Here is a 12,183-nt window from a genome sequence, read left to right on the forward strand (position 1 = left end):
TAAAATCCCCCCTTACAGCTTTTCCACAGAAATATTATCATTGGTGTACACGCAAATAGAAGAGGCAATTTTCAGCGATTCTCTTACAATTTCTTCTGCGCTCATTTCTGTATGGTTAAACAGCGCATTAGCCGCGGAATAAGCAAAATTGCCGCCGGATCCTATTGCAATGAAATCCTGATCCGGTACGATAACTTCTCCATTGCCTGAAACCACCAGCAAATCATCTTTATCTGCTACAATCATCAAAGCTTCTAAGCTGCGCATACCGTTATCACTTCGCCACATTTGGGCTAAATCCACTGCAGCACGTTTCAGGTTACCGCCGTGTTCTTCCAGTTTTTTCTCAAATTTTTCTGTCAGTGCAAAGGCATCGGAAACTGAGCCTGCAAATCCGGTCAAAACTGTATTCTTAAAAATTTTCTTTACTTTTTTTGCTCCATTTTTCATGATGGCAGTTTCACCCATAGTTACCTGTCCGTCACCGCCAATTGCGACATCGTCTGGTCCTCTTCTCACTGCGCAAATCGTTGTTGCATGGAACTGTACCATTTCTCTACCTCCACTTTTCCTTCTATTCTTTATAATCACACTCACTGTTAGAACATGCAAATTTTCCTGTTTTTGATTTTTTCTCTACCAAAAGTGCGCCGCATTTTGGACAAGATTTATCCACCGGTTTGTCCCAGTAAGACTGGCTGCATTCCGGGTAACCGCTGCAGCCGTAGAACAGCTTGCCGCGTTTGCTTTTTCTTGCCACAATATCCTTACCACAATTTGGACATTTTACACCAATTGTTTTTACAATCGGCTTGGTATTTTTACATTCTGGATACCCACTGCACGCGGCAAATTCTCCAAATCTTCCCATCTTCAGCACCATAGGTTTGCCGCAGAGTTCACAATTCTCTCCCGTAGGCTGATCTTCTATGACAACCTTTTCGATGGCTTCGTCAGCGACTTTCAACTCTTTTTCAAAAGGTCCGTAGAAATCGCGAATGACTTTCTTCCACTCTGTCTTTGACATTTCCACATCGTCCAGATGGTCTTCCATTCCCGCCGTAAAGTTGACGTCGACGATTTCTTTGAAATATTCTTCCATCAAACCGGTTACCAAAAATCCTAGTTCCGTCGGAATCAGTGACTTCTTCTCTCTCGATACATATTTTCGTTCAGATAAAGTCGCCACGATAGGCGCATAGGTACTTGGGCGTCCGATATTCTTCTCTTCCAGTTCTTTAACAAGGCTTGCTTCTGTATATCTTGACGGCGGCTGGGTAAAGTTCTGTTCGCCCAAAACGCCGGTATTCGTCAAAGTTTCTCCCTTTTCCAGTTCAGGAAGGATTCTGTCCTTATCATCGTCTAAACTGTTCTTATATATTCGCTGATAACCGTCAAAGAGCAGCTTGGAACCGGTAGTCTTAAAGGTATAATCACCATTTTGAATTTCCACCTGCAGATTATCGAATCTGGCAGCGGTCATCTGACTAGCCATAAAACGACACCAAATCAAACGATACAGCTTGAACTGATCATTTGTTAAGGAGTCTTTGATATCTTCCGGAACCAGACTGATGTTACTTGGTCTGATTGCCTCATGGGCGTCCTGAATATCCTTTTTCTTATTGGTATATACATTGCGCCCCAAGTATTCACTTCCATAATGTTCTGTGATAAAGGAAGCCGCAGCACCTCTTGCCTCTTCAGAAATTCGCACCGAATCTGTACGCAGATACGTAATCAAACCTACGCCGCCAACACCTTTTACATCTACACCTTCATAAAGCTGCTGTGCAACCATCATAGTCTTTCTTGTATTGAAGTTCAACTTGGTAGATGCTTCCTGCTGCATGCTGCTGGTAGTAAAGGGCGCATAAGGCTTTTTGGTCCGCTCTTTCTGCGTCAACTCAGTCACGGTATAATCACCTTTTTTCAGTTCAGCGATGATACGATCATTTTCCGCTTTATTTTCGATGGTGATTTTCTTCTTCTGATATTCAGACAGCTTGGCAGTAAAGAGCTTGCCTTTTTTAAATTCAGCTGTAATAGTCCAGTACTCTTTCGGCTCAAACTTCTGGATTTCCTTTTCTCTATCGCAGAGAATTTTCAGTGCTGCTGACTGCACGCGACCTGCTGACAGTCCTTTTCTGATTTTTCTCCACAGAAGCGGACTGATCTGATAGCCTACCAGACGATCCAGTACTCTTCTCGCTTGCTGCGCATCCACAAGACTGAGATCAATCTTTCTCGGATGTTTAATCGCTTCTTTAATGGTAGTTTTCGTTATCTCATTGAATACAACTCTACAAACCGCATCAGAATCCATTCCCAGTAAATTGGCAAGATGCCAGGAAATTGCTTCTCCTTCGCGGTCCGGGTCAGTTGCCAGATAAATTTTGGAAGCCTTTTTGGCTTCTTTTCGCATCTCTTTGATAATATCCCCTTTGCCTCTGATAGCAATATACTGCGGCTCGAAATCGTTCTCGATGTCTATCCCCAGTTTGCTCTTTGGCAAATCTCTCACATGACCTACCGACGCAATCACTTTGTAATTGGAACCAAGATATTTTCCTATGGTCTTCGCCTTAGATGGTGACTCTACAATTACCAGTGTCTTCCTTGCAGCCGTCTTTGTCGTTGTCTTTTTCTTTGTAGCTGCCATTTCTCCTCCTGCTATTTTGATTTTAACACTACAATGTTACATTGTAGTAGGGATATCAGAATTTTGCAACAAAAACTTTTCCAAGAGAGGAAAAAATTAGACCCTTCATCTCTAGAATAGTGATTATACCACTAATTTCAGAAAGTTTCATGTTGGTTTTGTGATAAATTTGGTCAATTGTGACTTCTCCATCATTTTTTATTACTTCAAAGACTTTTTTCTCCGCATCACCAAGATTCGCCTCAATTGTTTCGTTTATATTGGGCTTAAGCCCCATATCAATAAAAAGATCATCAATAAAAATCAATGGCATTGCGCCATCACGAATCAGTTGATTGGTGCCAAAACTGAAATGGCTGGTAATATTGCCCGGTACCGCATACACACCGCGCCCTTTCTCCACAGCATCTACCGCTGTAATCAGTGCACCGCTTTGATTTCCCGCTTCCACAACCACTACATGCTCACAAAGGCTGCTGATTATGCGGTTACGCACAGGAAAATCATAGGGCTTTGGCTGATAGCCATGCTCATGGATAGACAGCAGCAGACCCTTTTCTGCAATTTCCTGCTGCAGCTTTCTGTTTTCGGAAGGATAATAGTACTCCGTGCCCCCGCCAACTACAGCAATCGTGTTTCCACCTGCCTCCAAAGCCCCTTTGTGAGCAGCAGTATCAATGCCTCTCGCCAGCCCACTAACTAAAATAACTCCGTTTTCTGCACATTTAGCACCGATGGACTTTGCTACTGTCCTTCCGTACTGAGTGCAGTTTCTGCTGCCCACTACCGCAATGGCTCTTTCTTCCAGTAATTGCAGATTTCCTGCATAGTACAAAGTCTTCATTGCCGGTTCATGATTTTTCAGTTCTTTCGGAAAGAAACTGTCCGTATTCGTTATTTTTCCCTTTACCATTTTCTCTCCCTATATTGCAGCGCTTCTGCTAAATGACTAACATGAATATCCTCACTTTGTTCCAAATCAGCAATGGTTCTTGCCACCCGCTTTACCCGCATTAAAGTTCGAGGATTCAGCGTCAGACTGCTGTATGCCTGTGCAATCATTGCCTGTTCCGCACTTCCCAGAGGACAATATTTTTCTACCATTTTATTTGTCATCTGCTGATTCAGATAAATTCCAGTGCCGCTGTATCTCTCCCTCTGCATTTTTCTTGCTTTTTCAATCTGACTCCTCATCATTTCGGAGCTAAGAACACTTTCTTCTGTCTCACGGTTCAGCTGGTTGTAAGGTACTGGCTGCAGCAGCAGGTGCATATCAATTCGTTCCAGTATTGGACCGGAAAGTTTGCTCCGATACTGATTTATCTCTGCCGGCGTACAGGTGCAGGGGTGGACAGGATCATCGGCATATCCACATTTGCAAGGGTTTGACGCTGCAACCAACATAAACTCTGCTGGATAAGTATACGTAATACCTCTTCTCGTCAACGCTATACATTTCTTCTCCAGAGGCGTACGCAGCGCATCTATGGCATGTCTGTTAAACTCTCCAGCCTCATCTAAAAACAATACTCCGTTATTTGCCAGAGTAATTTCTCCCGGTTTCGGCACATCATGGCCGCCTCCCAACATTCCCGCCACGGTCGTTCCATGAGAAGGTCTCCTAAAAGGTCTTTGCAAAACGCAGGGCATCCCCTCATGAAGAAGCCCTGCAATAGAATAAATCATCGTAGTGTCTAGTATTTCGTCCGGTGTCATCTTCGGCATAATGGTAGGAATCCGCTCTGCCAGCATAGTTTTTCCCGTAGAGGGACTTCCCGTCATTAGAATGCCGTGGCCGCCGGATACCGCCACCGTCAGCGCTCTCTTTGCAGCTTCCTGCCCCTTTACTTCAAAGAAATCCACTTCATAGGGGCTTTCTGCGATGCTTTCCGGCAAATGACCCCACCTACCTGTTAAATCTTTCTTTAGATTAAAAAAATTTACTACATCTTCCAGATTTTCTGCACCATAAATTTGAATTCCCTGTACCAGCATAGCTTCTTCTTCATTGACCTTCGGCACTATAATGTTTTCGAAGCCCGCTTTCTTGGCTGCCATTGCCATAGGCAGAATGCCGCTGATTTTCTGCAGACTACCATCCAGCGAAAGTTCTCCTACGAAACAAAACTTTTCTAAATTACGCGTAAAAACTTGCCCCGACGCCGCCAAAATACCCATTGCCATTGCCAAATCAAAATGGCTGCCCCGTTTTCTGATTCCCGCCGGAGACAAATTGATGGTAATGCGTCCATTAGGGTTTTCCATATCGGAATTGACAATGGCGGAACGAATCCGCTCTCTCGCCTCTTTCACCGATACATCCGGCTGCCCTACAATATACAAATTGGGCAGTCCTCTGCTGATATCCGTTTCTATGATGACCGGCACTGCCGCCACTCCGTTTATTACTGCTGAATTGATTTTTGATAACATTTTATTCCCCTTTCACTTTCCGTGCTAAAAAGCATAGTCAATTTGATTGCAGAAAACCTCTATCACCTGAAAATCTGCGGTCTGCTGCTGTTTCGGATGGCTCTTTAAGTAAAACTCTGCAGTCCTTCGCATCCTGCGTTGTTTCTCCGCGCCCACAGCTTCTGCAGGCATTCCAAAACGCGCCGACCTTCTTGTCTTGACCTCCACAAAGGAAATCTCCCCGTCCTTCTCCGCAATGAGGTCAATTTCCCCCATTCTACAGCGGAAGTTCCGCTCCAAAATTCTGTATCCCTGTAATTCCAGCAGATTTGCAGCAAAATCTTCTCCGATTTTTCCGAGCTCAGTTGTCTTCATGTTTATTTGTTCACTTCCTTCTCTTTCCACTTGCCATTCCTCCTCTTGATTTTTAATTATTTTTACATAATTGGTAATTACTTCTAATATTGATAATTTACTACATATAACTTCTTTTGTCAAGGATTAATATCGCAAGCAGGGACTTTCTGCCTGCCCTTCGCGCGTTCCCCCTTGCGCTCTGCTGTGCATATTTGGAAAGATTATGTCAAAAATATGCATAATCGTGTGCATATTTTTAGGAAAAATGCCTTTTATATGCACATTTACTCCTGTAGAACGAAAAAAGCCGCTGAAAGAACAGTAAAATTGTCCTTCAGCAGCTTTGAATGTGCATATTTTGAAGATTTTTTTAAAAAATATGCATGGCTCTGTGCATATTTTGAGGCTTTTCCGCAAAAATATGTATTTTAAGATTCCAATGCCCGGAGTCGATGCCTGGATGGCAAGCCAGGCTGCAGCGATGTGGTTTATTTCTTTACCGGAAAGTAAATCTCTGTTTCCCATTCCTCCGGCGGCAGCTTATCAAAAGCTGTCTTTCGATAAATTTCAAAAGGCGCGCCGTCAAGAGAATAGCCGGAAGCCTTCAGCCAGCTGTAAACTCTGCCGTAGGCGTCGGGCAGCGCCGCGTAGGGACCTTTATGCACGGTTGCAGCGCAGAGCATAACTGGCAGCACTTTGTCCGCCTTCTCCTCCTCTGCCACAATTACCCCAAGTTCCGTATCATTGCACGCCGGATCAAAGGTTTCATCATGATAAATCGCCATGGTCAATCCCGATGCGGTAATGCCCTCTGCAATGACCCGTTGAAAAAGGCGGGCGTAATGATCGCCGAAGGCCGAAACCGGCATTGTCTCCCGCACTGAAATCAGCGCCATCCTCTCTGACTCTTTTAATATTACTTCATATTGATTTTGATAACTCATCAAATCACCAGTCCTTTCAAACTCCGCCAGATGGCTGTCCATTTCGTGAATGGTGACAGAAAGCCGTTCTACTTCACGAACCAGACGCAGCCTCTGACCCTTTAGCTGTCTGTGCAGTTCCTTTTCGCAGGAAATCTGCAGTAACTCCTGAATTTTCGCAAGAGAAAAGCCGTACCGTTTCAGACGGTCGATCAAAAGCATTCTGCCGATTTGTTCCTCGCTGTAATAACGATACCCTGTGTCCCTATCTACTTCCTGCGCCGAAAGCAGACCGATTTTGTCGTAATAGTGCAGTGTTTTTACCGTGACGCCGCAGGCTTTTGACATCTGTCCAATGGTAAGCACGTCTATCCCTCCTAGAAAAAAATGTCTCGAGACAGCCACCAACAAGGCGACCTACCTATACTATACCCCATGCCCTAAGAGGAGAGTCAAGGAATTTTTGAGTCCAAAGTTCCTCCTCGAAAGCCGGCAAAATATTTGTTATGAAATACAACAAACATGCCTCTAACTTGTTGACAGCGTACAACTTCAGGAGTAAAATATGAGGTAGATTTTTGAAGAATTCTAAACAAAGAGAGGGATAGAAAAATGAAATACGATTTTCCAGTAACCAAGAATCCGAATCCGGGTAAAAAACCTGAATCCAAAGGGCTCAGATTTGGTACAGTTTTTACAGACCACATGTTTATCATGGATTACAATCCTACTGATGGCTGGAACAACGGCCGCATCGTGCCTTACGGTCCGATTGAACTGGACCCGGCAGCTGTCGTGCTCCACTACGGACAGGAAATGTTTGAAGGACTAAAAGCCTATAAAACACCGGAAGGCAGAGTGCAGCTGTTCCGTCCTTATATGAACGCAAAGAGAACCAACAGCACCAACGACAGACTCTGCATTCCGCAGATTGACGAAGATCTCTTCGTGGAAGCCATCAAGGCTTTGGTCAAAGTCGATCAGGACTGGATTCCGCAGGGTGAAGGCACTGCCCTTTACATCAGACCATTCATCTTTGCAGACGAACCATTCCTGGGCGTCAGACGTTCCGAAACTTACAAGTTCATGATTATCCTGAGCCCTGTAGGTCCTTACTTTGAAAACGGACTTGCACCGACCAAGATGTACGTAGAAGACGTTTACGTCAGAGCGGTCAAAGGCGGCACTGGCGAAGCTAAGTGCGGTGGAAACTACGGTGCCAGCCTGAAAGCACAGGAAATCGCCCACGAAAAAGGCTATGAACAGATACTCTGGCTGGACGGTATTGAAAAGAAATACATCGAGGAAATTGGCGCTGCCAACGCCTTCTTTGTCATCGGCGACGAAGTGGTAACCAGCGAGCTCAACGGCTCCATCCTGCCGGGCATCACTAGAAACTCCATCATCGCCCTCTGCAAGAAGAAAGGTATCAAGGTTTCTGAACGAAAGATTTCCATCGACGAGTTGGAAGAAGCCTACAGAGCAGGTCAGCTGAAAGAAATGTTCGCTTCCGGTACAGCAGCTATCGTATCCCCAGTTGGAGAACTCCTTTACAAGGGCGAAAAAATGGTCATCAACAACAACGAAATCGGCCCTGTTGCTCAGGAAATGTACGACACCATCTACGGCATCCAGACCGGCAAGCTGGAAGACTTCATGAACTGGACGGTAGCAGTTGAATAATATGAAAGATTATTTACAGCTTTTAAACAGACAGCTAAATGCCCTCTCTGTTTTTCGGAGTATTCTCGATACCCCAGTGGTTTCGGCACTCCAAGAACTAATATATGCCATCAGCGAAGGCTCTGTGGACACGCAAATTTCTGCCTGCGGAGCCTTTTCAAAGGCCCTTTACGAAGAAGGCGGCATCCTGTCTGATTTTGTGCGCCGTTACGTAAGAAACGACGAAAATGTTTATCTACAGGCAAAGCTTTCTGGCCTAGATATATGCCCTGCTATGACAGAAAGTATGCAGGCTGATTTAAAGACTTTGCAAAAGTTGGCTGACCTGCCAGCCTCAAAGGTTGCGAAAGTCATTGACTACGACGGATTTCTGCCTCTTTGGGTCACAGAGCCGATAGATTTAGAATCGGAATATGCTGCAATGCTGACAAGTCTTTCCACAAAGGGCTACGGCATTTTCGCAAACTATCGCTCCTTTAAAGTCAAAGACGGCAGGCTGGTTCCTGTAAAACACGCTGATTCTCAGACTATCGACCAGCTTTACGGCTACAGCAGAGAGCGGAATCAAGTGCTGGAAAATACCAAAGCCCTGGCAGAGGGCTGCGGTGCCAGCAACGTACTCCTTTACGGAGACGCCGGCACTGGAAAATCCTCCACGATTAAAGCCTGCGCCAACGCATGTGCTGCTATGGGCGTTCGTCTCATCGAATTTGACAAAACCCAGCTGTCTGAAATCCCTGCCCTTATGGAGCAGCTAGTAGCTAGCCCACTGAAGTTCATTTTCTATATCGACGACCTTAGCTTTGTGGAGGGCGACGATGCCTTTTCCTGTCTCAAAGGCATCCTGGAAGGCGGCGTGACAGGCAGCTCTGCCAATATCGCTATTTATGCGACCAGCAACCGCAGACATCTGGTGAAGGAATCCATCGAGGCAAGACAAGGCTCCGGACTTCATTTAAACGATACCCTGCAGGAAACCATGAGCCTTTCCGCTCGCTTTGGACTGACCATTACTTTCTCCAAGCCGGAAAAAGACCTGTATCTGGAAATCGTCGCAAGTCTTGCTAATGAATACGAACTAGAGATGGAAGAAGCCGAACTCTTTAAGAGAGCCGAAGCTTTCGCCATTCGTTCAAACGGCAGAAGCCCAAGAACCGCAAAGCAGTTTGTACAGCTTGCAAAGATTGGGCTGAAATAATGAAAGACAACGAAATAAAGTCGCCAAATGGCGGCTTTATTTCTTGCAGTATGAAATTTCACTTTTGACGATTATCTTTTATTGCGGTGTTTTCTGATTAAATACACAATCAGAGATACTACCGCGCCTACGCCGCATAAAAAAACGACCAGCGTAAATATTTGTTGAATTAAAGTGATTTGAGTCATGTTCATAAGCTATCCTTTCGATCTTATCAATGATTCATTAAATATGATTTTTTGATAAAATTTGAATATCGCCCCCTGTCAAACCGCCAATCGTATTGGTTATAATATACACAATATCTACTACAACCAAATCAGAATATCCATTGACCGTCTCAAAGTATTGCACCAGTTCTATAAGAACCGACACAATTATTGAAAAAATGCCTGCACTTCTCCACTTATCAAACACCTTCATTTGGGCTGCTAATCCCAAAATAGGTACCGGGGCGAAATTAATCAATCCGGCTCTACTGAAAAATGCAGACAGAATTGGCTTTAAACTGAAATTCAAGTTTACGACGGTATCGTTGATACCAGAAAAATCAATTGGCAAAACTGTAAAACATATCATAACTATAAAGTAAAGCCAAAAGATAAATTTTGAAAAATATGCTCTACCAGAAAATCTGTTTCTTTTTATTGCGACATATATTATAAAATGTGCGAAAAAAAATCAGCAATGCATACTTCAATACAAACACCGCATCAAAAGTTTACACAATGCCTTTCCCCTCCAGATTTTCTAGTGCGAGGAATTCAAGCCATTTTAGCAACATTGTATTTTACCTAATTCGCCATCAAGTGAGGGCTTGCTGCAGAGCTATAAGCTTTTGCTACAGGCTATCGTCCGAGGGCGGTCTTTCACTTTTTTCAAGTTCCTTCAGTAGCTGCTCCAATACTTTCTCCTGCTTATCGTAGCTGTAACCTAGAAAGAAGGCAATTGGCCCAACTGCTGCTGACAAAATAATTATCGGATTCAGAGTTATAAAGCATGCTACGAATATGCATCCTATCGAAACCGCAGGTAATATAAATTTCATCTGTTTCATTTTGACTTTTCCTCCTGCCTGCAAAGACTTTCTTTTACAGTAATACCATCAAGTCCGGGCATTTCAATGTCAAGGAGCAGAATATCAGGATTCCATGACCTGATTTTCTCAGCTTCTGTTATAGAGACAACTTCAGCCGCAGTATCCCGTTTCTCAAAAAAGCTACAGCACAGTTTCTCTAACTGAATTGCATAATCTCTATCATTGTCACATATTAAAACTAACAATTCCTTTGCCCCTTTATATTCTGTATCTTTTTTATTTATACTTTAACATATAATATACTATTCGTCAATCAAACTTTGTTTTCCTATCATGACTAATCCATGAAAGAAAAGGAGAGTTGACAAATATCTATGATTTCTTTATTTTTGTCAATGTTTTATAGGATTTTTATCCGAATTTCTATGAAAACTAGCTGCGTTATTGCCAATATTGACAAAAATCAAAAAAAGTGTCAATCCTGTCAAGGTTTTACGATGAAACATTGACAGGATTGACAGATTCTCGTTTTTCTGTCAACATTGGCAATATTTAAGCCATCTTAGACAAGAATTCAGACTGTTCATTGACAAAATATCGCAACTTGACTTGAATTTGTCAATGTGACACAGAAGAATAATCCTCATGCCTTTGTCGTGATTTTCCGATTGCAATATAAAAGGACTCCACCATATTAGATGAAGTCCTTTTTAAAGTAAATATTTTATTGTCCTTCAAAAGCGCCCTTTACAATAGGTTCGCCTTTCTTTACCATAACCTGTCCCATAGCGATAACCGTGTCGATTTCCAAATCCTTTGTCATCAGACACAGATCAGCATCCATGCCTTCTTCGATGCGGCCTTTCTGCGGCAGGCAAAGCACCTTCGCAGGATTGGAAGTGATTGCCTTGATGGCAATTTCAAGAGGAATTCCTTCCTTTTCCACACATTCTCTGACTTCTTTCAGCAAGCAGCTGGACTGTCCCATACCCATTCCCTGAAATACGCCATCAGCGCTGAACATAGGCAGACTGCCTTGTCCGTCAGAAGAAATGGTAAAGAGATCACTGCTGACACCTTCGTCCAGCAAACGCTTAATCCCTTTGCTGACGCGCACTTCATCGCAGATAGTTTCCCAGTAATCGATATCTTCATTTCCGGTAAAGTCCACTGCACCGCCCAGTTTTGCATATTCTACAGCTTCTTCAAAGAGCGCCGCGTTGCGGTTTACATGGGTCGGCAGAAATTGCGTCGCAGGAATCTCTGTTTCAGCGATAACCTGATTGATTAAGTCCATACACCGAGGGCTGTCTCCAAGGTGAATGTTGATAATGCCCGCTTTTCCGGACAAAATACCGCCCACGCGAGTGTCAGCACACAGCCGCTTAAACTCGTCTGCTGTCGGCTGAGAAGAACGATGATCAGAAATGGCAATTTCCCCTGTTCCGATGATTTCTTCAATCATCATGATATCATCGATGATGCCGCCGGTCAGGGTGCGAACAGGAACCTGATAACTGCCGGTATAAGCATAGGCTGAGATTCCCTGCTCCCGCAACCCTTTAATCTTTGCAACCAGCGACTTGATATCCCTGCCGATGCCATCAGTGCCCAGGCAGCCCACTACCGTAGTAATACCGTATCTGGTCAGCCCTGACAAAGTCGCCTCCGGCGTTCTGTTGGCAAAGCCGCCTTCACCGCCGCCGCCAAGAACATGAACGTGAGAATCGATAAAGCCCGGCAGCAGCAAAAGTCCTGTGCCGTCTATGACTTCCACCTCTAATTCGGTAGGCAATTCAATATTATCTGCAATTTTGCAGATTTTTCCTCCCGCGAGGAATACGTCTTTTACACCCAGATACTCTGGTGTATATAAGTTTACGCCTTTAATTAATTTCATCATAGTACC

13 protein-coding genes are annotated in these 12,183 nt (G+C 44.0%); 2 read left to right on the forward strand and 11 right to left on the reverse strand.

Annotated elements, in window-relative coordinates; translation table 11 throughout:
* Positions 1 to 12: 12 nt before the first annotated feature.
* The 7 genes from hslV to V1225_RS10985 all read right to left on the reverse strand — a co-directional run bounded on the left by hslV (position 13) and on the right by V1225_RS10985 (position 6,720).
* The gene (gene hslV / locus V1225_RS10955; protein WP_160201090.1) at positions 13 to 552 is read right to left on the reverse strand and encodes an ATP-dependent protease subunit HslV; all 540 of its coding nucleotides are present in this window, start codon (positions 550 to 552) and stop codon (positions 13 to 15) included.
* Positions 553 to 574: 22 nt separating this feature from the next.
* Positions 575 to 2,662, reverse strand: coding sequence for a type I DNA topoisomerase (gene topA / locus V1225_RS10960; protein ID WP_338546442.1), 2,088 nt, complete (start codon positions 2,660 to 2,662; stop codon positions 575 to 577).
* A 55-nt stretch (positions 2,663 to 2,717) separates the two neighbouring features.
* Entirely contained in the window at positions 2,718 to 3,575 is an 858-nt protein-coding gene (dprA, locus tag V1225_RS10965; RefSeq protein ID WP_160201092.1) for a DNA-processing protein DprA, read from the reverse strand.
* Entirely contained in the window at positions 3,569 to 5,095 is a 1,527-nt protein-coding gene (locus tag V1225_RS10970) for a YifB family Mg chelatase-like AAA ATPase (RefSeq protein ID WP_161907851.1), read from the reverse strand. The genes dprA and V1225_RS10970 overlap by 7 nt, the downstream gene beginning before the upstream one ends.
* A 24-nt stretch (positions 5,096 to 5,119) precedes the next feature.
* Entirely contained in the window at positions 5,120 to 5,479 is a 360-nt protein-coding gene (locus V1225_RS10975) for a YraN family protein (RefSeq protein WP_251615740.1), read from the reverse strand.
* Positions 5,480 to 5,575: 96 nt separating this feature from the next.
* Entirely contained in the window at positions 5,576 to 5,956 is a 381-nt protein-coding gene (locus V1225_RS10980) for a hypothetical protein (RefSeq protein ID WP_251630481.1), read from the reverse strand.
* Entirely contained in the window at positions 5,920 to 6,720 is an 801-nt protein-coding gene (locus V1225_RS10985) for a MerR family transcriptional regulator (RefSeq protein WP_160201094.1), read from the reverse strand. The genes V1225_RS10980 and V1225_RS10985 overlap by 37 nt, the downstream gene beginning before the upstream one ends.
* A 246-nt stretch (positions 6,721 to 6,966) precedes the next feature.
* On the opposite strand from V1225_RS10985, the gene V1225_RS10990 reads away from it, so the two are divergent.
* Entirely contained in the window at positions 6,967 to 8,037 is a 1,071-nt protein-coding gene (locus tag V1225_RS10990) for a branched-chain amino acid aminotransferase (protein WP_251615743.1), read from the forward strand.
* A 1-nt stretch (position 8,038) separates the two neighbouring features.
* Positions 8,039 to 9,235, forward strand: coding sequence for a DUF815 domain-containing protein (locus tag V1225_RS10995; protein ID WP_161907854.1), 1,197 nt, complete (start codon positions 8,039 to 8,041; stop codon positions 9,233 to 9,235).
* 225 nt (positions 9,236 to 9,460) lie between these two features.
* Here the strand turns inward: V1225_RS10995 and V1225_RS11000 are convergent, their stop codons facing one another.
* From V1225_RS11000 to iadA, 4 genes are all read right to left on the reverse strand, one after another.
* Entirely contained in the window at positions 9,461 to 9,703 is a 243-nt protein-coding gene (locus tag V1225_RS11000; RefSeq protein ID WP_207708615.1) for a hypothetical protein, read from the reverse strand.
* A 373-nt stretch (positions 9,704 to 10,076) separates the two neighbouring features.
* On the reverse strand, positions 10,077 to 10,292 hold the full coding sequence (locus V1225_RS11005) for a hypothetical protein (protein WP_160201098.1): 216 nt from the start codon (positions 10,290 to 10,292) through the stop codon (positions 10,077 to 10,079).
* Positions 10,289 to 10,519 (reverse strand): response regulator, encoded by a 231-nt coding sequence (locus V1225_RS11010; protein ID WP_160201099.1) that lies wholly within the window; start codon positions 10,517 to 10,519, stop codon positions 10,289 to 10,291. The genes V1225_RS11005 and V1225_RS11010 overlap by 4 nt, the downstream gene beginning before the upstream one ends.
* 479 nt (positions 10,520 to 10,998) lie before the next feature.
* Positions 10,999 to 12,177, reverse strand: a complete 1,179-nt coding sequence (gene iadA / locus V1225_RS11015; protein WP_330588261.1) for a beta-aspartyl-peptidase — start codon at positions 12,175 to 12,177, stop codon at positions 10,999 to 11,001.
* Between the last annotated feature and the right edge of the window lie 6 nt (positions 12,178 to 12,183).

Source organism: Emergencia sp. JLR.KK010 (genome assembly GCF_037018265.1).
Classification (GTDB): domain Bacteria; phylum Bacillota; class Clostridia; order Peptostreptococcales; family Anaerovoracaceae; genus Senimuribacter; species Senimuribacter intestinalis.

Bases quoted from the DNA above. Each gene is read 5' to 3' on its own strand.
- V1225_RS10980 (WP_251630481.1), bottom strand. From the start codon at position 5,956: ATGGGAAACAGAGATTTACTTTCCGGTAAAGAAATAAACCACATCGCT.
- V1225_RS11005 (WP_160201098.1), bottom strand. From the start codon at position 10,292: ATGAAACAGATGAAATTTATATTACCTGCGGTTTCGATAGGATGCATA.
- V1225_RS10990 (WP_251615743.1), top strand. From the start codon at position 6,967: ATGAAATACGATTTTCCAGTAACCAAGAATCCGAATCCGGGTAAAAAA.
- V1225_RS10970 (WP_161907851.1), bottom strand. From the start codon at position 5,095: ATGTTATCAAAAATCAATTCAGCAGTAATAAACGGAGTGGCGGCAGTG.
- topA (WP_338546442.1), bottom strand. From the start codon at position 2,662: ATGGCAGCTACAAAGAAAAAGACAACGACAAAGACGGCTGCAAGGAAG.
- V1225_RS10995 (WP_161907854.1), top strand. From the start codon at position 8,039: ATGAAAGATTATTTACAGCTTTTAAACAGACAGCTAAATGCCCTCTCT.
- dprA (WP_160201092.1), bottom strand. From the start codon at position 3,575: ATGGTAAAGGGAAAAATAACGAATACGGACAGTTTCTTTCCGAAAGAA.
- hslV (WP_160201090.1), bottom strand. From the start codon at position 552: ATGGTACAGTTCCATGCAACAACGATTTGCGCAGTGAGAAGAGGACCA.
- iadA (WP_330588261.1), bottom strand. From the start codon at position 12,177: ATGATGAAATTAATTAAAGGCGTAAACTTATATACACCAGAGTATCTG.